The sequence below is a fragment of the Wandonia sp. genome, from assembly GCF_984588085.1.
This window is the reverse complement of record NZ_CFIGVI010000002.1, coordinates 128,259-153,575: the sequence shown is the minus strand read 5'-3', so window position 1 is coordinate 153,575 and position 25,317 is coordinate 128,259. Positions and strand designations below refer to the sequence as shown.

General features: G+C 40.0%; 22 protein-coding genes. 15 read left to right on the top strand and 7 right to left on the bottom strand.

What is annotated here, in order from left to right; genetic code table 11:
* Nucleotides 1-8: 8 nt before the first annotated feature.
* Nucleotides 9-1,532: a PCMD domain-containing protein gene (locus AC4PL9_RS01830; RefSeq protein WP_491603082.1), complete on the bottom strand. Its 1,524-nt coding sequence runs from the start codon at nt 1,530-1,532 to the stop codon at nt 9-11.
* A gap of 216 nt (nt 1,533-1,748) precedes the next feature.
* Here AC4PL9_RS01830 and AC4PL9_RS01825 point away from each other — a divergent pair, with 216 nt between their 5' ends.
* The 3 genes from AC4PL9_RS01825 (at nt 1,749) to AC4PL9_RS01815 (ending at nt 3,460) form a co-directional block, all read left to right on the top strand.
* Complete coding sequence (locus AC4PL9_RS01825; protein WP_491603081.1) at nt 1,749-2,111, top strand: hypothetical protein; 363 nt, start codon at nt 1,749-1,751, stop codon at nt 2,109-2,111.
* A 19-nt stretch (nt 2,112-2,130) separates the two neighbouring features.
* On the top strand, nt 2,131-2,916 hold the full coding sequence (locus AC4PL9_RS01820) for a hypothetical protein (RefSeq protein WP_491603080.1): 786 nt from the start codon (nt 2,131-2,133) through the stop codon (nt 2,914-2,916).
* A gap of 142 nt (nt 2,917-3,058) precedes the next feature.
* On the top strand, nt 3,059-3,460 hold the full coding sequence (locus tag AC4PL9_RS01815; protein WP_491603079.1) for a DUF1987 domain-containing protein: 402 nt from the start codon (nt 3,059-3,061) through the stop codon (nt 3,458-3,460).
* On the opposite strand, the gene AC4PL9_RS01810 is transcribed toward AC4PL9_RS01815, so the two are convergent.
* Nucleotides 3,447-4,295: a DUF1853 family protein gene (locus AC4PL9_RS01810; protein WP_491603078.1), complete on the bottom strand. Its 849-nt coding sequence runs from the start codon at nt 4,293-4,295 to the stop codon at nt 3,447-3,449. The genes AC4PL9_RS01815 and AC4PL9_RS01810 overlap by 14 nt on opposite strands.
* Nucleotides 4,296-4,325: 30 nt before the next feature.
* Between AC4PL9_RS01810 and AC4PL9_RS01805 the strand changes: the two genes are divergently transcribed.
* The 3 genes from AC4PL9_RS01805 to AC4PL9_RS01795 are packed head-to-tail and all read left to right on the top strand — an operon-like array spanning nt 4,326 to nt 5,751.
* Entirely contained in the window at nt 4,326-4,574 is a 249-nt protein-coding gene (locus tag AC4PL9_RS01805; protein WP_343785656.1) for a hypothetical protein, read from the top strand.
* Nucleotides 4,575-4,578: 4 nt separating this feature from the next.
* On the top strand, nt 4,579-5,196 hold the full coding sequence (locus AC4PL9_RS01800) for an OmpH/Skp family outer membrane protein (protein WP_491603077.1): 618 nt from the start codon (nt 4,579-4,581) through the stop codon (nt 5,194-5,196).
* 3 nt (nt 5,197-5,199) lie between these two features.
* Entirely contained in the window at nt 5,200-5,751 is a 552-nt protein-coding gene (locus tag AC4PL9_RS01795) for a DUF4924 family protein (protein ID WP_491603076.1), read from the top strand.
* Here the strand turns inward: AC4PL9_RS01795 and AC4PL9_RS01790 are convergent.
* The 4 genes from AC4PL9_RS01790 to AC4PL9_RS01775 form a co-directional block, all read right to left on the bottom strand.
* Entirely contained in the window at nt 5,748-6,539 is a 792-nt protein-coding gene (locus tag AC4PL9_RS01790; RefSeq protein WP_491603075.1) for a hypothetical protein, read from the bottom strand. The two genes, AC4PL9_RS01795 and AC4PL9_RS01790, sit on opposite strands and share 4 nt — an antisense overlap.
* Before the next feature lie 7 nt (nt 6,540-6,546).
* Complete coding sequence (locus AC4PL9_RS01785) at nt 6,547-7,506, bottom strand: acetyl-CoA carboxylase carboxyltransferase subunit alpha (protein WP_491603074.1); 960 nt, start codon at nt 7,504-7,506, stop codon at nt 6,547-6,549.
* Between the two features lie 67 nt (nt 7,507-7,573).
* Complete coding sequence (locus AC4PL9_RS01780; protein WP_491603073.1) at nt 7,574-9,577, bottom strand: alpha-ketoacid dehydrogenase subunit alpha/beta; 2,004 nt, start codon at nt 9,575-9,577, stop codon at nt 7,574-7,576.
* A gap of 165 nt (nt 9,578-9,742) precedes the next feature.
* Entirely contained in the window at nt 9,743-11,587 is a 1,845-nt protein-coding gene (locus AC4PL9_RS01775; RefSeq protein ID WP_491603072.1) for a cytochrome-c peroxidase, read from the bottom strand.
* Nucleotides 11,588-11,750: 163 nt separating this feature from the next.
* On the opposite strand from AC4PL9_RS01775, the gene AC4PL9_RS01770 reads away from it, so the two are divergent.
* The 9 genes from AC4PL9_RS01770 to AC4PL9_RS01730 all read left to right on the top strand — a co-directional run bounded on the left by AC4PL9_RS01770 (nt 11,751) and on the right by AC4PL9_RS01730 (nt 24,738).
* Nucleotides 11,751-13,817 carry a metallophosphoesterase gene (locus tag AC4PL9_RS01770; protein WP_491603071.1) on the top strand — a complete coding sequence of 689 codons (2,067 nt, stop codon included), beginning with the start codon at nt 11,751-11,753 and terminating at the stop codon, nt 13,815-13,817.
* A 32-nt stretch (nt 13,818-13,849) separates the two neighbouring features.
* Nucleotides 13,850-15,319, top strand: coding sequence for a T9SS type A sorting domain-containing protein (locus AC4PL9_RS01765; protein ID WP_491603070.1), 1,470 nt, complete (start codon nt 13,850-13,852; stop codon nt 15,317-15,319).
* Nucleotides 15,320-15,327: 8 nt separating this feature from the next.
* A complete protein-coding gene (locus AC4PL9_RS01760; protein WP_491603069.1) occupies nt 15,328-16,905 on the top strand; it encodes a T9SS type A sorting domain-containing protein in 1,578 nt (525 codons plus the stop codon).
* Nucleotides 16,906-16,911: 6 nt separating this feature from the next.
* Nucleotides 16,912-18,798: a T9SS type A sorting domain-containing protein gene (locus AC4PL9_RS01755; RefSeq protein ID WP_491603068.1), complete on the top strand. Its 1,887-nt coding sequence runs from the start codon at nt 16,912-16,914 to the stop codon at nt 18,796-18,798.
* Nucleotides 18,799-18,952: 154 nt separating this feature from the next.
* Nucleotides 18,953-21,244, top strand: coding sequence for a glycoside hydrolase family 2 protein (locus tag AC4PL9_RS01750; RefSeq protein ID WP_491603067.1), 2,292 nt, complete (start codon nt 18,953-18,955; stop codon nt 21,242-21,244).
* Between the two features lie 158 nt (nt 21,245-21,402).
* The gene (locus tag AC4PL9_RS01745; RefSeq protein WP_491603066.1) at nt 21,403-21,645 is read left to right on the top strand and encodes a hypothetical protein; all 243 of its coding nucleotides are present in this window, start codon (nt 21,403-21,405) and stop codon (nt 21,643-21,645) included.
* Between the two features lie 125 nt (nt 21,646-21,770).
* Nucleotides 21,771-23,288, top strand: a complete 1,518-nt coding sequence (locus AC4PL9_RS01740; protein WP_491603065.1) for a GH3 auxin-responsive promoter family protein — start codon at nt 21,771-21,773, stop codon at nt 23,286-23,288.
* Nucleotides 23,270-24,076: a hypothetical protein gene (locus AC4PL9_RS01735; protein WP_491603064.1), complete on the top strand. Its 807-nt coding sequence runs from the start codon at nt 23,270-23,272 to the stop codon at nt 24,074-24,076. Before AC4PL9_RS01740 ends, AC4PL9_RS01735 begins: the two co-directional genes overlap by 19 nt.
* Before the next feature lie 47 nt (nt 24,077-24,123).
* A complete protein-coding gene (locus tag AC4PL9_RS01730; RefSeq protein WP_491603063.1) occupies nt 24,124-24,738 on the top strand; it encodes a deoxynucleoside kinase in 615 nt (204 codons plus the stop codon).
* On the opposite strand, the gene AC4PL9_RS01725 is transcribed toward AC4PL9_RS01730, so the two are convergent.
* Complete coding sequence (locus AC4PL9_RS01725) at nt 24,739-25,287, bottom strand: hypothetical protein (RefSeq protein ID WP_491603062.1); 549 nt, start codon at nt 25,285-25,287, stop codon at nt 24,739-24,741.
* Nucleotides 25,288-25,317 lie beyond the last annotated feature (30 nt).

Here is a 25,317-nt window from a genome sequence, read left to right as displayed (position 1 = left end):
ATCTTCAATTAATTCGCTGAAAAAATAACTTTTCTGGTCACCTGCTTCTGACCATCAAAAAACTGTATAAAATAAAGCCCCGACTCTTTTGGAGTAACCGTTTGTATTCCTGATAAAGTACCTGACTTGAGTTTACGCCCTAAAGCATCATACACAGCAAAATCACCGGACTTTGTTGCTTTCATCATAATCTCTTCACCACTTTGATAAGCCAGAAACTCATTCTCTTCATTTTTCACTTCAGGAAGCGTCAGTACACCAAAGTACAATGACTGCTCATTTGAAATGGAAGTAATCCCTTCAATAACCGATTCACAAATCACGTAATAGAATCCTCCATTATCAAAAGAAAAAGATTCTGTTATTTGTACTTTTACAGGATCAAAAGATTCATAAGGTCCACCGGAAGTCAATGAGTATTTCCACTCACGATCCGTAGCAGCCGGACTCTCATACACCATCATGTCAATTGGATCTTCTCCGACAATAGAAGTAGAGTTTCCTGTAAACCCAATATAGCTTCCTGTCAATGTGATCGTAATATCTTCATCATTATCGTTCAACAAAATTGTATATCCTGAAACGGTTTCCGAAGGTCGAACGCGAACTCTGTAAGCCGTACCCGGTTGAATCTGTGCCGGAATAGTTCCTGCAACAGTTCCGCTTGATGAAGAAGTAATACGTCCAAGCTCTATCGGATCGGAGAAGTCACCATTAGCATCTGACAACTCCGCAATAAATTCATTAGTTCCTGAAAACAAACCTCCCTGAACCGTATAAGGAACACTTATTGCAGCTCCGGTTGTATTTGTAATCGCATACGTGTTTGAAACCAGGTTCTGAGTTACTACGGGTAAATTATAAATCAATTGTAGATCATCAAAATAAGCAACCGACCCAACTACAGCAAGTGTACTATCCCCTGACGTTAATACTGACAATAAATAGTCCGGCGTATTACCATTCATATAATTAAAAGGCACCGAAAAACGTTTCCAGTTAGCTGTTGTCCCTACCATATGGAATCGCGCAACAGCCACAAGATCATTTGGCGTATTTCCTTCAGGTAGTTCACAGGTAGATCCTCTGTGCAGAGCAACCTCTACCTTTCCTTTATCTCCTCCTGCCGGTGAATACTTATACCACCCCACAAGGCTATCCGGACGAGATGTAAACGGCGTATTCCATTTCCCTTCCGCAGAGATTGTCGCCACGTAACCATTCTCAGGATTGAAATCAGGAGCAAAAACCCGACCGTTTGTTAAAATACCATTAGCTGTTATTCCCAGGGCACTTTCATTCTCCATACGAATAGAGCTTCCCCCTAATCTCCCCGGAGCTTTTGATATTACCTTAGGTGCTACTCCTGCCTGTCCACCACCGGATGTTTTCAGTGAAGACCACTCTGTAGGTTCTTCTGTAGGCGACCCCGTGTTTTCCCATGACTCAAACCCTCCATTCTCAAACTGTTGCTGAGTAAATCCCAAAAACGGGAAAGCACAAACAATAATTCCTGTGTAAATCTTTTTCATAAGTGTAAGTTTGATCTCAACCCAACCGGGAGAATATCATAACAGCAAAAGTAAAAAATTATCCTTTTATTTTACGATTTACCGTAAAAGTGAAAAAAAATCACACAATCCTAACATGAAAAAAACAGCTTGATTTACAATCAACAAGAGACGAAACCAACGTTCTACGTCTATCCTTCGTCTTAGAATATAGTTACCAACAATAAACAGGATGTTATGCAAACAGGACTGTCGCAAATCAGGCAATTGAATGAAGCACTACTGGTTATGAAACATTTTGTTGAACTGAGTGCTCATCTCCTGCCCTATCTGGAAAAAATTACGCGAAAGAAAAGGTTGAACAAGAAAGAGAAACAAGATAAAGCTTTTGTATTCCATGTCTACGAAAATTATGATGTTGACCCGGAGACCTCCAAAGTACTTCTGAATTCCGATATTATTCTTCTCATTATGAAGTCTTTCCACTCGTTAAAAAATCGCACAAAGGAAAATGACTCCGAAACTATGCTCTACCTCAGCAAATTCTACAAAGAGTACCACCGCCTGATCAAAACATGGAATAAGATTGAAATGAACTAAATTTGTTTATTTTCGTTTCATGATTCTGATTGGTGAAAGCGGCGCAACAAAATCGTCCTGGGGAATAGCCGGAAAACCGAAAACTCTGTTTACAACCCAAGGATTCAGAGGAACACAAAGCAAATCAGAAGATATCTATAAAATTCTTCAGGAGGTTAAAGTGGAGTTTGAATCTGCTTATTTTAACGAAATTCATCTTTTCTGTTCCGGTTGTTTGAGAGACGAACCTAGCCAACGTGTACGTTCTCTTCTGCATCAAGTATTTCCCTCTATTCGAAGCAGTGAAATATACTCCGATCTTCACGCGGCAGGAATCAGTACATTAAAAAATCACGCCGGTTTAGGGATTATACTTGGAACCGGTTCTGTAGCTTTTGAATGGGACGGAAAAAAACCTGTTCAGGTATTTGGAGGAAAAGGGTTTCCTGGTGGAGATTTTGCCGGCGGAGCTGATTTGGGGTTTCGGCTTCTACAGTATGATCATAAGGATATCATTCCTTTTCTCACCAAAGATGAATATGAACTGGTACAACAACTTACTTCTAAAAAGCAGCTTATACCCGGAGAAGTTGGTAAACTTGCCAGACCCGTTATCCGCAACAAACAGAACCCGATGCTGAAAAACTTAATCACCAAAGCCCTTGTTGATTTTACAGCAGAAATTCCCTCGGATAAAAAGTATTCTCGGATTGGTGTAAGCGGATCAATCGGTAACTTTTTACAGGACGAATTACAACAGTTTTTTCACTCATCTACCCTGCTTTTGACTCCATCACCCATTCATTTTCTCCTAGCCCAAAGCTAACTCTTTCATAATAAACCAAAAAGAGACCATTTTTTTCATTTGACATTACACGCCATTGGTCGATAGCCATTGTTTTTTTGTAGAATTTATGATTTTTCAAAGAAAATAATTCCGATATTGGGGTCAGAAATTCATAGAATCAATGGAGAAATTGTTTGTTGAAGCTACCACCAAAACACCTTTTATATCTTTTGACGAAGCATCTGGTATTATGACCATTAAGGGTCGTTCTATTCCAAAGGATGCCGAGACTTTCTGGAATCCGGTATTAAACTGGTTTACGCTTTATATGCGCACTCCTGCTCAACGAACAACAATTCGCATTGACCTGGAATACTTCAATATATCTTCCTCAAAAAGTCTCTTGTTACTTCTTTATAAATTGAACGAAATGAAAACACAAGGTTTTGAAGCCGTTGTTGAATGGTACTATAATACGGAGGATATCGACATGTATGAAGTTGGTCAGGATTATGCATTTATGGTTAAAGTTCCTTTTGAGTTCAAAAAACAGGATCAGAGTGCTTTAGCTATGGTTGTATAGTCTTATCCGACCAGTCTTCCGGAACAATAAACGTTACTTTTTGCCCGCTTCCCGAAAGGGTAATTACAGGGGTCGCTGTTTTTAGAACCGTAGTATACTCTTTTAGTTGGCGGTTTAGCTCAAACGCATTCAAAGTTTTTCCTCTGAAATGCTCAAAATCTGCCATCCAGTTTGGCTTCTTCGGCAAGACAAATCCTTTTCCCATTTTATCTTCATATAGACAATCATCGCTTAACGCCACCCAGTTATTTCTTTCCGAATTTTGAGTAAAAAGATAACCTTTCACGAAAAAAAAGCTTTCGACATTACCATACCCTTGCTCTATGAAAAAACGTTGAGCCTCCGGAACTTGTTTCTGAACAACTTTTTCCCATTTCCTTTGAAAAGTATCTCTTTTATTAGGTCCTACCCACTCTTTAATATCCGTAAGAAGATAATACTTAACAGCCACCTCAAGATGAAGTAGTTTTCCTTCAAACTCCACCAAAAAATCAATTTCGCTTACCGTAACGGAATCCCGCACTAGTTGCCTGTTTGCTTCAAGAAGTTTGATAAATGGAGATTCAGAAAAAAAGTACAACAATAACTGTTCTGCATATACTCCAATCTTATACCCTGCATGACAATTTGTAATCAGTTTATTAATTTTTCCCGGCGCACCATCTTCTTTGTAAAACCAATCCCTATGCAAAGCCAACCATTTGTCTTGTAATCCTTGCGGAAAAAGTAATCCTGACTTTTCATATGTAGTATTCACCTCCAAAACGGGAGAAAAAAGCAGCCAATACAGGTTACGTAAGTGAATATTCGTTAAAACTCTATTCCGATGGTTCATTTTATATTACATTTGCAAAAAAACATTTTCGTGCGTACAATTGCTGAAATTCCTCATCATACATTCCGCATTTCTGTCTTTTCGTACAACTCCAAGTACATTGTTAAGATAGAACTCGGACAGTTTGAGCAAATTTACAAAATAAGTGAAGCAGATGTTATCGGGCTTGAAGAAGTAAAAGGTATGCTCACTGATGAATTTCTCGAAAATTGTATGGGTCGTTTTCTAACGATGCGGGAAGACTGGTTAAAAAGCTTTTCAAATAAAAACGTAAACTAGAAAAATGAAAAAGGTACAACTTATCGCCTTGTTCTTCGGAGCTGCTATGACTATCACCGCTTGTGGCGGAGATAAAAAAACTGTTACGGAAGAGGGAACTACTACCCCTAAAGAAACACCTGTTTATGCAGAGGGAATCAAAATCGGTTATTATAACAGTGATTCACTTAATGCCAATTACAAGTTAATCAAGGCTATTGAAAAAGATCTCGAAGCACAGGTAAACACGATGAGTAGTAATTTTGAGGCGAAAGTAAAGAGTTTTGAAAACTGGGCACGTTCTTATGACGAAAAGATCAAAAACAATATGCTGATTTCCTCAGAAATTCAAAAGTTTCAGGAGCAATTCCAGCAACGTCAGATGGCTTTGGCTCAGGAGGAACAACAACTTCAGGGTAAAATCCAGCAACTACAAAATGACAATCTTATCAAAGCATTCAACCGCGTGGAGAATTTTGTAAAGAATTATGCGGAAAAGAACGGGTTTGATATGATTCTTCAATATGCCAAAGGAGGACAGGTAATTTATATCTCTCCCGGAATGGATGTTACTGAAGATATCGTAAATGGTCTGAATACCGAATACACAGAACTTAACGAAACGCTTGAAAGCGAAGAGTAAACTATGTTAATAGCACGTCAGAAAAAAGAGGAAAATATCATTGAGTATTTACTCTATATGTTTCAGATAGAAGATTTGATCCGCGCCCATCAACTGGACGCGGATTTACTTTATGAACGTATTATAGAACCTCAGGTTCAGGATGAAAAACTAGCTGAAGAATACAGAAACTGGTATACAGGGCTGATTCGGGCGATGAAAGAACAACGCAAGGAAAAAGAAGGACATATATTTGAACTTCATGAAGTACAAATGGAACTTTTTTACCTGCACACGACACTGGTAAATCTGGTAAAAGACAAAAATTATACCGAAGCTTTCAATAAGGCTCTACCGTTTATTACTGAATTTCGGGAAAAATCAGATTCAAAACTAAACGATGTTGATCTGGCTGTACAAGCACTTTACATGAAACTCCTCCTCAAACTAAAGGGGAAAGAAATCCTCAAAGAAACGGAAGAGGCTTTTGATGCCATGCGTAAAATGCTGGTTAAGCTGGCACAAGCATATCACAAAATGAAAAAAGGAGATTTGGATTTTTTTAATAATAACTAATCCTCTTCCTCAACGTTAGTAGCGTATTTTCCCATTGATTTCTCAAAGAAAAACCGCACCACCACAGTTGGTTTTGCTTTTAAATTATTAATCGGGTAGTAATTGGGATCGTGTTCACTTATTGCTTTATACCCTGGTATCTCTGCTTCATAAATAATGATATCCTGTTGAAGCTGCTGTGGATTATCGACAATTTCATGCACATACGCTTCAGGGTGATCTGTTCCTATCCCATCAATAATTTTATAGGAGAAAACCGGTACTATACTTCCGTTTAGATAACGAAAAAAGACTTCGAAAGCACTATTCTTAACCCTGTATATTGCACTCAGCGTTTTGTACCCCGGATCAAGAAGGTTTTGCTCTTTTACTTTTAAAGCTTCCAGTCCATTACTGGATATAAGATATGGTTTACTTACCTGTTTGGTTTCTCCATCCCAAATAACCAGATAATTATAATTACCAAGATATCCCAGATCTACCAAAAAGGAAGGATTCTTAGCATTTTCGACATCTTTCTGCGCTCTTCTGGATAAATTTACAGACAAATATGCATCCTGAATACCATCCTCATTAAGGTGGGCTCTCCCGACCTCCCAACTTACTTCATTTTCCACAGCCCCGATTTTCGATAGAGCCACTTTCAAAAACATCTGTTCATTAAACTCAAAAGGAGCATCCGGGTTGAATGACTCCTTTTGGTTTTCATCTTTTACATCGACCGAATCATCTTCTGAACATCCTGTAAGCAGAACAGACGTAAGTACAACGAAAAAAATTCTTTTCATAGTTTGCTTACTTCTCGTTTACAACCCCCATCTTACAGAATTTTTCAATGCGTTCTTCGATCCGCTTATCTGTATCAATCTTAGCAAGTGCTTTAACCTGCTTTTTCAATTCTTTCTTGACAATCTCAAACATCTCCTCCTGATGGCGATGCGCACCTCCTAACGGTTCTTTAATGATATCGTCTACCAATCCCAACTTTTTCATATCTGAAGAAGTTAGCTTCAATGCATCCGCTGCTTTTTCTTTATAATCCCAGCTTCTCCAAAGAATAGTAGAACAGTTTTCAGGTGAGATGACAGAATACCATGAATTCTCAAGCATCAACACTCTATCACCCACTCCGATTCCTATCGCACCTCCTGAAGCACCTTCTCCGATAATCACACAGATTACAGGCACCTTCAGTTTCATCATTTCATATATGTTTCGGGCAATAGCTTCTCCCTGACCTCTCTCCTCGGCTTCTAATCCAGGAAATGCTCCAGGAGTATCAATAAAAGTAACGATCGGTTTATCAAACTTCTCTGCCAGTTTCATAAGTCTAAGTGCTTTCCGGTATCCCTCAGGGTTAGCCATACCAAAATTGCGATACTGACGCATTTTTGTATTCATTCCCTTTTGCTGTCCTATGAACATCACAGTTTGTCCATCCAACATACCGAAACCTCCGACCATCGCTTTGTCATCACGAACATTTCTGTCTCCGTGGTACTCCTGAAAAGTACCATCTGTGATTGCATTTATATAAGCCAACGTATAGGGTCTCTCCGGATGTCTGGATAACTGAACCCGCTGCCAGGGAGTTAATGAAGAAAATAACTCTTTCGTTTTATCGGCAAGTTTCTTTTCCAGTTCCTCCACCTTATCGGACATATCAACCTCTGTATTTCCGCTGACTTCCTTTACTTTCTCTATCTCTTCCTGAAGTACCCTAAGTGGTTCTTCAAAGTCTAAATATGTTGCCATAATGTGTCTATTTCGGGGCGAAAGTTAGTAAAAATATACTTTTACGCCAGTTCCTACTAACAAGTTCTTAATATTCTACCAGTTTCAACAACTTCTCTTCGAAGCGATGCTTTGGTAAAAAGTTCTGCTCCAGATCAGCAGCAAAAGGAACCGGTGTATCCAAAGAGGCTACCCGAACAACCGGAGCATCCAACGCATCAAAACAGTTCTCATTGATCAAGGCTGAAATTTCACCTCCCAAACCACCTGTCAAACAGTCTTCATGCACTACAATTACCCGCCCTGTTTTTCGAACGGAAGCATAAACAGTGTCCGTGTCCAAAGGAAGTAATGTACGAAGATCAACGATTTCCATGTCAATATCCGGATGCTTTTCAGCCATTTCCAATGCCCAGTGCACTCCCATTCCATAAGTAATGATAGAAATCTGATTTCCTGTCTTTCTTACTTTTGCTTTTCCGATTTCCACCGTAAAATAATCATCATGCACCTCTTCTTTTAAACTTCGGTACAAGAACTTGTGCTCAAAGAACATAACCGGATTCGGATCTTCAATGGCCGATGCTAATAGTCCTTTTGCTTCTTCGGGGAAAGCCGGATATACAATTTTCAATCCCGGAGTATGAGCAAACCACGCTTCATTACTTTGCGAATGAAACGGACCTGCAGCAACACCCGCTCCTGTAGGCATACGGACAACAACATCTGCATTTTGTCCCCATCTCCAGTGCATTTTAGCTAAATTATTTACGATTTGGTTAAATCCACACGTCACAAAATCAGCAAACTGCATTTCTACAACCGCTTTCATTTTTTTAATCGAAAGTCCAAGTCCTGTTCCTACAATAGCAGACTCACATAAAGGCGTGTTACGGACTCTGTCTTTCCCGAACTGATCTACAAACCCTTCTGTAATTTTAAAGACACCTCCATATTCGGCTACATCCTGTCCCATAATAACAAGGTTATCATGGCGCTCCATTGCCTGACGCAAACCATCTGAAATCGCATCAACAAAACGCTTTTCCGATTTATTTTCTGTAGCTGGAAGAACGGTATAGTCTCCTGTTGGAGCATATACATCGTTCAACTCCACAGTCGTATCAGGAACGATTTTTTCTTCTGCAAAAGCCAGATCCAATCCTTCCTGAATTTCATTCTTTACAGCTTCCGTTACCTGATCGATCATGGCTTCAGTAAGAATTCCCTGCTCCTGCAAAAACAATTCAAAATTTCTGACAGGGTCCTTTTTCTCCCATTGATCCTGAATTCCCTCCGGATAATATTTTGTTCCGGAAGCTTCTTCATGACCTCTCATCCTGAATGTCATCAATTCAAGTAAAAACGGACGTGGATTTTCACGCAAAGACTGTGCAATCTTTCTAACTGAAGAAAGCACTTCAAGGATATTATTCCCGTCCACCTGAAAAGCATCCATTCCATAACCGATTCCCTTATCGATGAATTGGCGGCAACGAAATTGCTCATTACTTGGAGTTGAAAGCCCCCACTGGTTATTCTCTACAGCAAAAATCACCGGCAACTGCCATACTGAAGCAACATTCAACGCTTCGTGAAAATCTCCTTCACTCGCTCCTCCATCACCGGAAAAAACAAGAGTTGCTTTACTTTCTTTATTCAATTTACAAGCAAGCGCTATACCATCAGCAATACCAAGTTGAGGCCCCAAATGAGAAATCATTCCTACAATATTGTACTCACTTGCACCGAAATGAAATGAACGATCCCTTCCTTTGGTAAATCCTGACATTTTCCCCTGAAACTGGGAGAAAAGACGGTTCAATGGAATCCCTCTTGTTGTAAAAACCCCCAGATTTCTGTGCATTGGAAGTATGTATTCTTCCGCTTCCATTGCTAATGTTGTCCCAACAGAAATTGCTTCCTGTCCCCAACCGGAAAACCATTTTGATATTTTCCCCTGTCGAAGTAACACCAACATTTTCTCTTCTATAACACGAGGCTTCTTAATTGCTTTATAGACAGATAGCAATTCATCATCTGAAAACTCACTTCTGTCATAGTTTATATGACGTTCTTCTTTTACTTCCATGCCCAAATATTTCGATTGTCAAAGTTACACAGAAAGAACTAAAAAAGATCATCTGCAGAAGATAAATATCCTCAACGATATACACGACTATAAATTCATTCCAACAAACAAAAAGTCCCGGATATCCGGGACTTTTTCATTTATCCATCTAACCACCCCTTACATCTATTCCTGCGGATTATCCGTAAGGGTTCTCATAAAATTGACCAGGTCTTTTTTCTCTATCTCTGTTAACCGCAATTGAGCGTCGGGCAAAGTTTGTGACGGAAGATTTATTCCCTGCCCCAGTCCCCCACCTTTATCATAGAAATCTACAACTTCCTCCAGCGTGTTATAGATTCCGTTGTGCATATAAGGAGCTGTTATTTCCACATTTCTTATCGTAGTTGTTTTAAAAGCATATTTATGCAATTCCAGTTTCGTATTATTAAATTTCCCCAAATCATCATCTAATACATCAGGCCGGTCTGCTGCAATCGGAACTCCCAGAATTTCTGATTCGTTATCTTTATAATGAGGTGGTAATAATCCATTAAACAGAGGAGCAAAATGACATGTTGCACACTTAGCTTTTCCGGAAAAAATATTGAATCCGTTTTTTTCCGATTCATTCAGGGCTGACTTATCCCCTCTGACATACTTATCAAAACGGGAATTAAAGCTTACCAACGACCGCACATAATCAGCAAGCGCATTTGAGATGGTTGTTTTTGTGACGATTCCATTATAGGCTTCCTTAAACAATTGTACATACGATGAATCCTGCTCTAACCGGGATACAATTTCCACTACATTACCTCCCATCTCCAGAGGATTATGAATAACATCCACCACTTGTATCTCCAATCGTTTTGCACGACTGTCATAAAAAAAACGCGTCTGAAAACCTGCATTCAATAAGGTAGGTGTATTTCGTTTCAGCAATTCGCTTCCATCCAATGCCGTATTTTTCATCATTCCGTCTGCCATACCTTTCTCACTGATATGACAGCTTGCACAACTCCTCGATCCATCTGCTGAAAACAATGGATCATTGAACAATTTCTTACCTAATCTCACACTTTCGGGTTTTATTCCGGGAGCGAAAAAATCAGTATTAAAAAAGGAAGTGTCGTACAAAAATGTCGCGCGATTATCAATTGGACGAAAATTTACCGGGTAAGTATAGGCAAACTCATCGATAACTTGTTTCGTCCATTTTTCGAGCGGATGAAGGACTTCTGTTATAAACTTCAACCTGTCAAATGAATCAAAGTCGACAGCCTGTTGAAGAAGTTCGCTGGATTTACGAAACAGTGCGATCCCTTCTTTGAACTGTTTTTTTGCTTTTTTATATTTAAATACCGGTTCATAAGCCTGTACAACTTCTTCTAATGATCTCATTGCTGCCATTGTCTCAGGAAGACTATTGAGACTTTCCGGAACATCAAACCCGGTAATTCCTAAAGTTTCTATCCGAAACAATTCCAAACGAAATGCATCCCAGACAACTATATTGTATTCTTTTGCACGTACAATTGAATCGCTTTCTCTTCTTTCAACAGATGTTGCAATTATTTCTCTCAGCAAAACAATCTCTTTCTCCAATTCCTCGTAAGTCCCTTCCCCTGGGTTAAACAACAAATCCTCAATTACCTGGAGACCGTGCGGGTACTTCTCCTCCATAGGCGTTTTATGATGGTATGCATTCGTAATCAGATTAGCACCATTAATACGTCTCACCTCATCACTTTCTATATAACATAGTAAAAACTCACACGTCTTAAATACCTCCCGCATTTCCAAAAACGCAGGTATCAACTCAGATTCCTTCACCCCCTGATGTACGAGACTATCAAGTGTATCTATCTTCCGGAGAAAATGATTCAGATTCTCAGCATACAAGACCCCAATCTTCTCAGCAGAATTCATTTCGATAACATCTGCCCTGTCCTTAACCGAACTAATAGACAAAATAAACAACACTGAAACCAGTATTACCGGAATGTATTTTACCCTCCAACTTTTCATGTAACAAAGCTAATCTGACAGAAGACGTAACACGATTAAGTGGATGTTATCTAATTGATAAATAAGATCAAGCGTTTTTGAATAAAAATTAATTCACTCATAAAAAGCTCTTAATCAACAAGCAATGAGTACAAAGTATTTTAGCAGAAAATTTTCCGATACTATGAAAAATACTATACTCTCTGCTATCATTTTGCTAAATGTATTTGCGGTTTACTCCCAAACAATTGTTCGTGGACCTTATTTACAAAGTCCCACACACGAAAGTATCACGGTCATGTGGCGTACAAACATCAGTACCAGCTCGAAAGTTTGGTACGGTACCGACCCCGACAACCTGACTGATTTTGAAATAATTTACGACAATGTTATTGACCACACGGTTCTGATAACAGGTTTGCTACCCGCTACACGTTATTATTATAAAGTAGGAGACGCAAACAATGAACTTGCCCCAGACGCTGCCAGTCAGTATTTCAAAACCCACCCCATACCCGGAACTACCGTTCCGACCCGAGTATGGGCTATTGGTGACTTTGGACGTGGAAATCAGGGACAGGTAGCAATGAAACAAGCTTTCGAGAACTATTCTGGTGATCGCGAAGCTGATGTTTGGATTTGGCTAGGTGATAATGCCTATAATGACGGAACGGATGCACAGTATCAAAGTAAAGTTTTTGCTGTAAACGGATTTAGTGACATCTTCTCCCATCTTCCTTTCTACCCTTCACCCGGAAACCATGATTATAATACCGTGTGGGCAGAAAGTACAACACTCGGAATTCCCTACACGAATATCCCTCTTGAAAATCACGAAGGTCCATATTTCGACATGGTGGATGTTCCTGAGCATGCTGAAGCAGGAGGTTTTCCTTCTCACCTTGAAGTGTTTTATTCGTATGACTACGGAGATGTACACTTCCTTTCTCTTAATTCCGAAGTGTTTGATTATACTTTCTCGTATGACGGAATCAATAGAATGAAACAATGGATTGAGGCAGACTTGCAGCAGAACACGCGTAAATTTACAATTGCTTATTTCCACCAACCTCCCTACAGTAAAGGTTCTCATGACTCTGACGATTTGTATGAACTGGTGATGAAAGCAATGCGCGAAAAAGTGATTCCACTGCTTGAGCAATACGATATTGATCTGGTTGTCTGCGGACACAGTCACGTCTTTGAAAGAAGTTATCTTATTAAAGGTCATTACGGATACTCTGACAGTTTTGACCCGGGTACAATGTTAATGCAGAATGGTGTTAACGGGAACTACGATGAGGGAACGCCTTACATCAAAGATAACTCATACAGCACACCGGAAGGGACTATTTATGTGGTATGTGGAAACTCAGGAAGTTCGGAAAGTAGTCCTACATTGGATCACCCTGCTATGTACTTCGGACATGGAGATCAGGACGCTATGGGGTCCTTTATAATAGATGTTGACAGAAACCGACTGGATGGGAAATACCTGACAAAAGAAGGTGCTATTGCGGATCAGTTTACCATCCTGAAAAAGGATCTTGATCTTAGTAATCTCCCCGATCATACAATTTGTCTTGGAGAGTCAATTGATGTTGCAGCTTTGTATACAGGCGGATCGTATGACATCAACTATGTATGGTCGGAAACAGATCAGACAGATTCAATCGTAAATTATTCTCCGACAGAAACGACAGAATTTACACTGACTGTTACAGACAACTTAACAGGACAGCAAGTTAGTGAGTCATTTACCATTAATGTACTTCCGGCTGCCGGAACAGAAATAACAGAGCCGATTCCGGGTGTACTTGCAGCCGCATCAGGAAGTAACTATACTTACCAATGGTATCTCAATGACAATCTTATTTCGGGGGCAACGAGTCAATACTATCAACCAATGTTCAATGGTGTATATCATGTTGTCATCACAAATATTGAGAACGGATGTACGACTATTTCAGAAGAATATAGCTACCCTTCAACACTGGGTCTGACATCTTCTGAAAATGAAAATTTCCTGCTTTTCCCGAACCCTGCATCTGAAAAAATCACATTGGTCATTCCTGATCTTTTGAAAGACGCCAACTACACGATTTCGGACGCAAGTGGTAGAATCGTTCTTCAGGGTAATGTATCTGAATCATTTTCAACCGTTCAAATTAGTAATCTCGCCAAAGGCTCCTATACAATCAGCTTAAAATCAGATCAGGTAGAGGTTCAGCAATCATTCTTAAAACAGTAATAAAACATCATCAAATAATAACATCCAGCACTATGAAATCAAGTAAACTAGTACTAATTATGATGCTAACCTCACTAGGAGGTCTGGCACAAACTCAACAGTTCACAAATGTCGGCAACAATAATTTTGTTGCTCCCGAAGGTGTACTATCCGTAAAAGTTCAGGCTATCGGTGGCGGTGGCGGTGGAGGACGTGTAAAAGGTTCTTCCGCTCGCGAATCCGGTGGTGGTGGCGGAGCTGCTTATGCAAGTGGTATTGTTAACGTAACAGCAGGAGAAACCTATATTATCCATGTAGGTAACGCCGGAGTCCAAAACTCAAGTACCGCTATCCATGGAGGAAACTCGTATTTCGGTAGCGCTTCCTCTACAGACGCTTTAACAACGGTTCGTGCCGAAGGAGGAAAAACACTTATTCTATCTGACGGAAGTCAATCGACAGGAGCACAAGGGGGAAAAGCAGCCAACTCAGTAGGGAACCTTGCCCGTTACAATGGTGGTAACGGAGGGTCAACCAACGATAACGACTACGGTGGCGGTGGTGGTGGAGCCGCCGGAAGTAACGGTCCCGGACAAAACGGTGGAGTAGGAACTCCGGGTATAGGGACTTCCAATTATGGTGGTAGCGGTGGTAACGGCGGCGTTGACGGTGGTGACGATGACGGTGTCGAAGGATATAACTACGGTGGCGGTGGCGGTGGCGCCAGAAAGAGTTGGAGTGGAACTGAATCTAACCGTTATGGCGCTTCCGGAGCGCAGGGGATCGTCGTTGTTTCCTGGTTAACCATATCTTCATTTACACCGGATTTTGTTTGTTCAAACAGTACCTCACCCGTCGTAATAACCGGAACCAATTTCGTTGACATTGATTCAGTTTCTGTTAATGGCAATAATGTACCTTTCACAGTTGTTAGTGATACAGAAATTACTCTTTCCGAACTAGATAATGCTACTTCAGGATCGATTATCGTTTATGGGGCCAATGGTAGTGCCCAGTCTTCGGAGCAACTTCAGGTATCAAACAATACGGTATCGATTAATCAACAAGGAGTTACTCTTACCGCTCAATATTCAGGAGCGATTGGGAATGCAACATTCCAATGGATTGACTGTGTTACCGGAAATTCCCCTGTATCAGGTGCTATCTACGAATCTTTCACTGCTACCCACAACTCATTATATTCTGTTCAGGTTACAGAAAATGGTTGTACAGTTACTTCTGATTGTATAGCTGTAGCAAGTGTCGGGCTATCTGAAGAAGAATTGAGCAATTCCTGGAATGTATTTCCAAATCCTGCTGAAAATATGATTACAATCGAATACAACACATTAACACCTTCTTCTATTTCTATCAAAGATCTATCAGGAAAAGAAGTTAAAACAAATATAACTCCGGTTTCCGAAAAAACAAATATTGACTTATCCGGAATTCAAGCAGGTGTTTACTTCGTTGAAATCATTTCAGAATCAGGCCGTTCTTCGAAAAAACTAATTATTAAGTAATCGTCATTATGAAAAAGAGTAGATCTACCGGATTCTCAATCCTATCAACGATCACTGCACTTTTGCTCGGTTATTCAGCCCAGGCGCAATGTGATACCACTTATATTACTGGTGATATGGATATCACAATGAGCGATTTCATGTCAGGAGTTTATTACGTTGACGGGAACTTTACAATTGCTTCAGATGTTGCGATCTATGTAAAACCCTTTACTTCAGGAGGATGTGGAAAACTGGAAATACACGCTGAAAACATTACTATCGAAGGAGAAATTAACGGTGATTATGCCGGATACCCCGGTGGTACTGCCGGAGCGGGAGGAATAGCAGTAAACAGTCAGACAGGACATGCTAATGCACTTACCGGATGCAGTAGTAAAGATGATCACGGTGTTGTTTCAGTTTCCGGAGGAGATGCAGGAGCAACAGGAAATGGCTCAGGAGCCGGTTTACCCGGAAATTCAGGATCTAACGGTTCAGGTCCCAAGCAACGCTGTGAAAACAATGGTGATGTTTATGGAATGATTCCCGGTGGTGGTGGTGCCGGTGGAGGTGGCGGTGCCAGTTATGGAGGACACGGAACAAGTGGTTCTACCGGTGGTAACGGCTCTTCTACACATGGATCCAACGGACCTTCTGCGTCTTCTGCTTACCCTATAACCGCAGGAATTGGCGGAACAGGAGGCCAATACGGAGAGACCTATGGAACCGATTCGGAAGAAGATATCGATATGGGATCAGGTGGTGCCGGAAGTGGCGGCGGCGGACGTTCTTTCACATCCGGTAGCTCTGGTAACCGAGGAGGAAACGGCGGAGGACTTGTTATCCTGTCCGCAACTGAATCAGTTGAAATAACCGGTTACATTCATGTAAACGGCGAAGATGGTCTGAGCGGAGGACATGCAGGAAATGGAGGAGAAACTCCCAGATGTTGCTCCGACGCTTGCGATGATTGTGGTGAAGCAACAGTTTCTTCTGGTGCAGGTGCCGGATCGGGTGCAGGTGCTGGATCAGGGGGAGGAATTCTTATCCAATCCGAAACGGCTTCTATATCAGGGACTTTATCAGCAGCTGGTGGAAATGGTGGAAATGGCGGGAACGGTGGTATTGGAGGTTCCTGCAGCTATGGTGGAAATTTGTTCTGTGACTCAGAATCTATTACCACTGGAAATGGACAAAATGGTGGAGACGGAGGATCAGGCGGCGGAGGTCGAATTAAGATTTTTACGGGATACTGCAGTACAAACCAGATTACCCCGGAAATAAATATTGCAGGTGGAGTAACTGCCTCAGAAGGAACGTATGCGTATGTCTGTGAAGCTTATGCAGGACTGGATCATGAAGAAGCTATTCGTTTTTCAATCTATCCGAACCCTGTAAATGATATTCTAACGGTAGATCTTCTCAATGGAGAGGCTGGTTCATCATCAGTAACAATTACTGATACAAAAGGAGTAACTGTTGTATCACAGGAAAACATTCCTTCTTCTGTTACAATAAGTATGGCAGGACTGAGCTCCGGTCTATATTTTGTTACGATTAAAAGACAGAATGCTTACGTTACAACCAAGATTCTCAAAAACTAAGTAATTATGAATCGTCTTCTACTATTCATTTTAATCATATCCGCAGGAAATTTCTTGTTTGCTCAGTCGGACCTTCTTACTCCGAAAAGTATAACTCCGGAACCCTGTATGGAGCCTTTTTATCATGGTGTGGCTTCCGGAGATCCTTTACAGGATAAGGTAATAATCTGGACCCGTGTCACTCCGATCTCAACCGATCAGGAACCGGTTATTGTAAGCTGGAAAGTAGCTACAGATACTGCGATGACTAATGTTGTGCAATCCGGTAGCCTTATCACAACTCATGAGCGGGATTATACCGTTAAGATCGATGTCACCAATCTTGCTCCGGACACCTGGTATTATTATGAATTTTACGCTTTCGGACAACGCAGTATTCAGGGAAGAACCCGAACAACTCCTTCCGAAATGACGTTTAAGGATAGTTTGCGTTATGCAGTTGTATCCTGCGCTAATTTTGAAGCTGGGTTCTTCAATGTCTATGCCTCTTTAGCAGAACGCAAGGATTTTGATGCCGTACTTTGTCTTGGTGATTATTATTATGAATACGAGACAGGCGGATACTCACCTAACCCTCAAGCGGGAAGAGTTGTTGACCCCATGCATGAGATTGTTACACTAAGTGATTACCGTATGCGACATTCCATTTATAAACTAGATCCCGATTTACGCAGATTACATCAGCTGTTTCCCTGGTTTTGTATTTGGGATGATCACGAATCGGCAAATGATTCCTGGCTAAACGGTGCTGAGAATCACACTTCGGATGAAGGAGACTGGATCGAACGAAAAAATGCTTCTAAAAAAGCCTATTTTGAATGGATGCCAATCCGCGATAATAATGAACAGGGACAATATCAGATTTATCGTTCCATATCCTACGGAACGTTGGTCGACTTTTTATTTCTTGACACCCGGCTTGAAGGAAGAAGTGAACAGGTTAGTTTTGGCAGTTCTCAACTTAACAGCCCAACCAGAACTTTGATGGGAATTCCCCAAAGAGATTGGTTACTCAATGAATTATCGAATAGTAGTGCAACCTACAAAATCGTTGCCCAACAGGTTATGATTGCACCACTTACCGCTTTTGGTATTGCTTTAAACATGGATCAGTGGGACGGGTATCCGCTGGAAAGATCCATGCTTCTCAACCATATCTTGTATCAGGGTATTCAAAACTTTGTTGTACTGACCGGAGATATACATACTTCCTGGGCTTCGGAAATACGGATTAATTCTACAAATGTGGGAGTTGAATTTGTCACACCAAGTGTTACGTCTCCAGGGGTAGAATTTGCTGCTGATATCGGAGCGGGAGCCATTCTTGCTGCCAATAGTCATATTAAGTGGACAAACCTTGACAAGAAAGGATATATAATTGTCGATGTTAATCAAAACCGAATTCAGTCTGACTGGTATTTTATGTCAACCATAGATGAGCCCAATACGTCATACTCATGGGCAAAGTCGTACTACAAAAATACCAACGCCAATCAATTACATGAAACAAATACGGTTTCTTTTGCCAGAGAAGATGTTTTCAGTGACGTCCCTCAATACTGTCCGAGAGTTGTAGTCGAAGAACCCGAGGAGGAACCCGAAGAAGAACCTACAAATGCATTGGAAAACGATCAGGACATTATCGTCATGGGCTTATACCCTAACCCTGTTTCTACGTTACTAAACATTCAGTTTTCCAATATGACGACTGGAAAACTAGGAATGAAAGTGATTGATGCTACAGGAAGAATCGTTTGGGATGAATCCTTCATTTGTCAAAAAGGTTCCTGGATCAAACAGGTAAATACAACTGATTTTGCATCCGGATCTTATACACTTTTTATTGAAAGTGAAGACAATACTGTTATCAGAAAACGTTTTATAAAACAATAAGCTCAATCTAATCTGTACGTACAAAAACCGGAGAATGAATTCATTCTCCGGTTTTTTTTATCTTCTGATATTCTTTGCTCACAGAGCAACACAATAAAATATAAAAAGGATCGTAGGATTAATTCTACCTTTGTAGTAAACGTAAATCTGATACATGCGGTTCTTCTTTTTAAGTATTTTATTCCTGTCCCTCCTAACCGGTTGTTCGTCGCACGGACAAGTTGATCAACAACCTGTAATCCGCAAGTTGCACGAGGGATGGGTATTTTCAGAAGCACAAAAAACGAATTGGTTAAAAGCTACAGTACCGGGTGTTGTGCATACGGATTTACTTACTCATAATAAGATTCCCGACCCCTGGTACGGATTAAACGAGAAAGAAATACAATGGGTAGAAGAAAAAAACTGGCAGTATCAACTGGATTTCGAAATTAGCGAGGAGGAATTACAAAATTCCAATGTATCACTGATATTCGAAGGTTTGGATACCTATGCAACTATCATCCTTAATGGCGATACCATCGGTATATCTAACAATATGTTCAGGTCCTGGGAATTTAAAGTAAGGAAACTATTAAAAGCAGGAGAAAATAACCTTACAGTCATTTTTGAATCTCCGGTAACCAAATGGCAGGAATATGTAAAAAATGCTCCTGTAGAACTTCCTGCTTCATCCGAAATGGTTGACATCAGGGTTAGTCCTTATGTACGTAAGGCTCCATATCACTTTGGCTGGGATTGGGGTCCAAGATATGTTACTATGGGAATTTGGCGTCCGGTCTATCTGAAGTTTTATAATACGGCAATGTTAAATGATGTTCAGGTTCACCAGAAAATATTATCGGATTCACTGGCCGAACTGGAGGTTACTGTTTCCGTTCGCTCTTTTGAGAAAAAAGATTATTCGGTCGTTACCGGAGCTAAGAATATTCAACTGTCGAACTTTATTGGCGATACGACCATACGTTACACTATCTCTATTGAAAACCCCAAATTATGGTGGCCGCACGAATGGGGAAACCAGTATATGTACACTGTACCTGTACAACTAAAACAAGATTATTTTCTTCTGGATAAAAAAACAAGAAAAATAGGTTTACGTACAATAGAACTTGTTCAGGAGGAAGATGATTTGGGGAGAAGTTTTTACTTCACGGTAAATGGTCAGAAATTTTTTGCCCGCGGAGCAAACTATATTCCTCAGAGTAACTTTCTACCTTCCGTCAGAACCACACAGTATGATTCACTGATCGCTGATGCAAAAGCAGTAAACATTAACATGATCCGGATTTGGGGTGGTGGAATCTATGAGAACGACTACTTCTATGAACTTTGTGACGAAAACGGAATACTTGTCTGGCAGGATTTTATGTTTGCCGGAACCATGTATCCCGGTGACTCAACTTTCCTTTCCAATGTGAAAGAGGAAGTGAAAGAGAATGTGTTGAGATTACGAAATCACCCAAGTATCGCACACTGGAACGGAAATAATGAAATAGAAGTAGCCTGGCACCAATGGGGATGGCAACGCAAGTTCAATTATTCAAAATCCGATTCTACTTTCCTTTACCATAATTATCTCAAATTGTTCGACACACTTATTCCTTCTGTCGTTTCTCAATATGATCCGCAAAGAAGTTATACCCCAACTTCACCAGAAAGAAGTTATACCAAACTAAAGAAAATAAAATCAGGGACTGTTCACTACTGGGGAGTATGGCATGCCGGACATCCATTTGAAAAATACAGACAATATCTCGGGCGTTTTATGGCCGAATGGGGCTTTCAGTCCTTTCCCGACATGGAAACGATAAAAGCATTTAGTTCGGAAAAAGACTGGGCATTGGATAGTGAAGTCATGAAATGGCATCAGAAAAGTCCTCCCGGTAACGGATTAATCGAAAAACAAGGACTTCAATATTTTGACAAGCCGAAAGATTTTGAAGAATTTGTCCGGTTCAGTCAACATACACAGGCGCTGGCAATGCGTGTTGCTATTGATGCCCATCGTCTTGCAGAATACAACGGGGGGACACTCTATTGGCAACTGAATGATTGTTGGCCCGGTCCCAGTTGGTCCACACGTGATGTTTTTGGTAGATGGAAAGAATCCCACAAACAATTACAATGGATTTATGCCCCCGTAGCCGTCATACCAAAAGTAGAAAACGGTCAATTACAATTCGTGGGGGTTAACGACCTGAATAAAACACAAAAATTGATGTTACGAATCCTGAAACAGGATACTAAAAAGAATCATGTTATTCACGACTCTCTTGTTGAAATTACTCCTAATCAACGTGTTTCCTTCTTTTCAATTGCAGACAGCAGGAAGATCAAAGAATTAAAGAAAGGGAAACACACCTATCTGATTGAGTTAACTGACAGTAGCAATACACTAAAATTCAGTAGGGTAATTGACAAATATGATGTACTTACCTACTAAGTAAGTATACACATCGTATTTTTGAAATCAGTCTGGCAGTTGTCCGGGCTGATTTTTTTATTCTAAAAATTCACAAACTATTTATGCAACATTGTTGCATAAATGAATTTTATATACTACTATTGCAGAGATAATTCTAATTCTTAAATAAGGAAAATATGAAAAAGACATTTATTATTTTCAGTCTACTTGGTATGACAGCAGTATTTGCTTCATGTAAAAAAGATTATTCATGTGCCTGTACTTTTGAAGCAGCACATGAAGATCATACACACGACGAAAGTGCTAACTACTCCATCACGGATGCTAAAAAGAAAGATGCTGAAAAAGTATGTGACAGTCATAAAACTCTTTTAGAAGCGGAGGCAGAACACAGCAATGTTTCCTGTGAGTTAAAGTAATGTCATTGTACTAGTTAATTTTGTGGTATACGAAAGAGAGGTTTTAAGCGACCTCTCTTTTGTTTTCCCCTAAACGGTTAAAAGCGTTCTTTTTTTAGTAAATTAGGCTCACAAAATACGTACAGATGCCGTTAAATTCAATATTTGGGTGGATAATAAAGAAACGAATACATCAAATTGATTTGTTTAAAAAATACCCCATTGAAGTTCAGGAAGAACTTCTGACCAAACTCATTACTACGGCAGAAACTACTGAATGGGGAGAAAAACACGGGTACGCAAACATTGATTCGTACGACGCGTTCAAAAAAGCAGTTCCTTTACAGGATTATAATGACCTCAAACCCTGGGTAAACCGAATGTTTGATGGCGAGCAGGGGTTATTATGGCCTACAGATGTAAAATGGTTTGCAAAATCATCCGGAACCACTTCTGACAAAAGTAAATTTATCCCTGTAACAAAAGAATCACTGGAGGATTGCCATTATAAAGGTGGTAAAGATCTTTTGAGCATCCATTACAATAATTATCCGGATACAAAGCTGTATAAAGGTAAGCACCTGGTGGTAGGAGGAAGCTCTCAACCCTATCAGATTGGTCAGGATGGGTACTTTGGCGACCTTTCAGCTATTATTGTTAAAAATTTACCCTGGTGGGCAGAAATTAAGCGCACTCCCTCCCGTGAAATCGCTCTAATGAGTAATTGGGAAGAGAAGATAGAAAAAATAGCACGAAGTACGATACAGGAAGATGTTGTCATTCTCGCCGGGGTTCCAAGTTGGACACTTGTTCTGCTAAACAGAATTCTGGAAATAACCGGAAAAAAAGATATCAAGGAAGTATGGCCTAATCTGGAATTATTTATGCACGGTGGGGTAAAATTTGACCCGTACAGAAATGAATACAAAAAGATTATTTCCGGAAACATGAAGTATGTTGAGAGCTATAATGCCTCTGAAGGTTTTTTTGGAATTCAGGATCAGAAAGATTCGGACGAACTACTTCTCATGTTGGATTACGGCATATTTTTTGAGTTTATTCCTATGGATAAGTTCAATGGCATGCATTCAACAGAAGTGATTAGTCTAAAAGACGTAGAACCCGACAAAAATTACGCTTTGGTCATCTCTACAAACGGAGGGCTGTGGCGTTATATTCTTGGGGATACAATTCGTTTCACCAGTACTTCTCCCTATCGGTTCAAAATTACAGGTAGAACAACTCAGTTTATCAATGCATTCGGAGAAGAACTAATTGTAGAAAACACAGACAAGGCCATCGGTATAGCCTGCGAGAATCATGGTGCTCAAATCAGAGATTATACTGCAGCTCCGTTCTTTATGGAAAATTCGGATGGCGGAACTCACGAATGGTTGATTGAGTTTATTCATAAACCGGAAAATTTAGATCGTTTTATCGATACATTGGATCAAACTTTACAGCAATTGAATAGTGACTACGAAGCCAAGCGTACAGCAGACATTGCACTCAAGCGCCCTAAAGTACATGTTTTGAACGCAGGAGATTTTGACCACTGGCTCAAACAGAAAGGTAAATTAGGTGGTCAACATAAAGTTCCCCGTCTTTCAAACGATCGGAAAATAATCGAAGAAATTAAATTATTTTGTCAGTTAGAAGTATAATCATAATTGCATATTTACTGCCCACGGCAGTATGGAGCCAGTTTTCTCTCCGTACTATTCAGGAAATTTCCCTTGTAAGAGAATCTTTCAGAGTGGATGAACTCGGCTACTTCACTTTTTTTGATCATGACATGATTGAAAAATATGATACGAGTAATGTACTTCTTTTTCGGCAAAGCCTGAAGTCAAACGGCCGGATAGAGAATATAGACGTAAGCAACCCGATGAAACCCCTTGTCTTTTTTGAAGCACAGCAGTCCATCTTATTTCTGGATAATACACTTACTCCGTATCAGGCTTCGCAGCAACTATCATCACTTGGAGTCTCTTACGGAACTGAAATTTGCTATTCCAACCAGCCGGATCGCTTTTGGGTATATGATCAGGATAATTCCCGGCTATTGCTCTTTAAAAATGACGGTCGCAAGCATCTGGAAACAGAAAACCTGATGGGGTTACTTGATATTCAATCTCCCGTTCAGCTTTTGGAGAAAAATAACCTCCTTTATCTAGTTGATGAATTTCACGGAATCTTCATTTTTGATATGTACGGAACCTTTGTTGACTTTATTGATTTACCAGAAGTACAGTGGATTCAGGCGGGAGAAAACAATCTGTACTTTGTCAAGGATAAAAAGCTTTGGTCATTTAATCGTAAAACTGCACAATTCTTTTCAACAGATGAAGTTCCTGTAACATCTCCTTACTTTCAATACAGTAAAAACCGATTTTATCTCATTCAGGATAAAACAATACGAATTTGTGAAATAATCAAATCAAAAAAATAGGCACATATTCGTCAGATTTTGTAATTTAGTTCGCTAAAATTATACTTATGCATATCGCAGTCGCAGGGAATATAGGATCAGGAAAAACAACGCTTACCAGCTTACTGGCAAAGCATTATAATTGGGATACTCACTTTGAAGATGTTGAACAAAACCCTTATCTTAATGACTTCTACGAGGATATGCAACGTTGGTCTTTTAATCTTCAGATTTATTATCTAAACGGTCGTTTCACACAAATTCAGGAAATAAAAGAAAGCCAGAAGAATGTGATTCAGGACAGAACAATTTATGAAGATGCCTATATCTTTGCTCCCAACCTACATTCGATGGGGTTAATGACCACCCGTGATTTTGAGAATTACTTCTCACTCTTTAACCTGATGGAAAGCTTTATCTCCGCTCCGGATCTTTTGATTTATCTAAGAGCAAGTGTCCCTACACTTGTCAACCAAATCCAAAAAAGAGGGAGAGAGTACGAAGAAAGTATACGTCTCGATTACCTGAAACGTCTTAATGAGCGTTATGAGGCATGGATTTCGACCTACGATAAAGGAAAGCTTCTGATCGTAGATGTCGATAACAATAACTTTAATGAAGATGCCGAGGATCTCGGAAAAATAATTAATTCAATTGATGCAGAAATCAACGGGTTATTCTGATTACCCCTCTATATTTCTTTCAATATCTTGAATCAACAAAGCAATTTCGCTGATTAACTGATCTTTTTGATCACTTTTACTCGGGTGTTCAGGATATTTTGCCAATGCCATCTGACATTCTATCAGGTCCATTTCCTCAAAAGGTCCCTGCATATTCTCGATAATAGTCAGACATTCTACTGTTGTCATAAAATCACCTTCAACGGCCAGAGTAACTATAGAATCAATATACCCGCTAAAATCCATCTTAGAATTCCATACGATATTTAGTGTGTCATTTCTCAAATCAGTTATCTCTTCTGCCACACGTACAAACTCTGGTCGTGCTGTTTCATCGTGAATATCAGAAAGAAAAGCATGAATCTCACTTCTCAGATCTTCAAACCTCGGATCTGCGTATACACGTAAAAGAGGCTCAATAACCGTACTGTCTCCGTGTACTTTCAGACTTTGAATTGCTCCCTTCGCTTTTGTGCTATTTCCGGATCGGACATCCGCCAGCAAAGTATCAATCTTCAATTCTTTTTTACTCTTCGTATTATCAGCCATCTTTATAATTTTAGTACAAAGTTAATGAAC

Bases quoted from the DNA above. Each gene is read 5' to 3' on its own strand.
- AC4PL9_RS01830 (WP_491603082.1), bottom strand. From the start codon at position 1,532: ATGAAAAAGATTTACACAGGAATTATTGTTTGTGCTTTCCCGTTTTTG.
- AC4PL9_RS01825 (WP_491603081.1), top strand. From the start codon at position 1,749: ATGCAAACAGGACTGTCGCAAATCAGGCAATTGAATGAAGCACTACTG.
- AC4PL9_RS01820 (WP_491603080.1), top strand. From the start codon at position 2,131: ATGATTCTGATTGGTGAAAGCGGCGCAACAAAATCGTCCTGGGGAATA.
- AC4PL9_RS01815 (WP_491603079.1), top strand. From the start codon at position 3,059: ATGGAGAAATTGTTTGTTGAAGCTACCACCAAAACACCTTTTATATCT.
- AC4PL9_RS01810 (WP_491603078.1), bottom strand. From the start codon at position 4,295: ATGAACCATCGGAATAGAGTTTTAACGAATATTCACTTACGTAACCTG.
- AC4PL9_RS01800 (WP_491603077.1), top strand. From the start codon at position 4,579: ATGAAAAAGGTACAACTTATCGCCTTGTTCTTCGGAGCTGCTATGACT.
- AC4PL9_RS01795 (WP_491603076.1), top strand. From the start codon at position 5,200: ATGTTAATAGCACGTCAGAAAAAAGAGGAAAATATCATTGAGTATTTA.
- AC4PL9_RS01790 (WP_491603075.1), bottom strand. From the start codon at position 6,539: ATGAAAAGAATTTTTTTCGTTGTACTTACGTCTGTTCTGCTTACAGGA.
- AC4PL9_RS01785 (WP_491603074.1), bottom strand. From the start codon at position 7,506: ATGGCAACATATTTAGACTTTGAAGAACCACTTAGGGTACTTCAGGAA.
- AC4PL9_RS01780 (WP_491603073.1), bottom strand. From the start codon at position 9,577: ATGGAAGTAAAAGAAGAACGTCATATAAACTATGACAGAAGTGAGTTT.
- AC4PL9_RS01775 (WP_491603072.1), bottom strand. From the start codon at position 11,587: ATGAAAAGTTGGAGGGTAAAATACATTCCGGTAATACTGGTTTCAGTG.
- AC4PL9_RS01770 (WP_491603071.1), top strand. From the start codon at position 11,751: ATGAAAAATACTATACTCTCTGCTATCATTTTGCTAAATGTATTTGCG.
- AC4PL9_RS01765 (WP_491603070.1), top strand. From the start codon at position 13,850: ATGAAATCAAGTAAACTAGTACTAATTATGATGCTAACCTCACTAGGA.
- AC4PL9_RS01760 (WP_491603069.1), top strand. From the start codon at position 15,328: ATGAAAAAGAGTAGATCTACCGGATTCTCAATCCTATCAACGATCACT.
- AC4PL9_RS01755 (WP_491603068.1), top strand. From the start codon at position 16,912: ATGAATCGTCTTCTACTATTCATTTTAATCATATCCGCAGGAAATTTC.
- AC4PL9_RS01750 (WP_491603067.1), top strand. From the start codon at position 18,953: ATGCGGTTCTTCTTTTTAAGTATTTTATTCCTGTCCCTCCTAACCGGT.
- AC4PL9_RS01745 (WP_491603066.1), top strand. From the start codon at position 21,403: ATGAAAAAGACATTTATTATTTTCAGTCTACTTGGTATGACAGCAGTA.
- AC4PL9_RS01740 (WP_491603065.1), top strand. From the start codon at position 21,771: ATGCCGTTAAATTCAATATTTGGGTGGATAATAAAGAAACGAATACAT.
- AC4PL9_RS01730 (WP_491603063.1), top strand. From the start codon at position 24,124: ATGCATATCGCAGTCGCAGGGAATATAGGATCAGGAAAAACAACGCTT.
- AC4PL9_RS01725 (WP_491603062.1), bottom strand. From the start codon at position 25,287: ATGGCTGATAATACGAAGAGTAAAAAAGAATTGAAGATTGATACTTTG.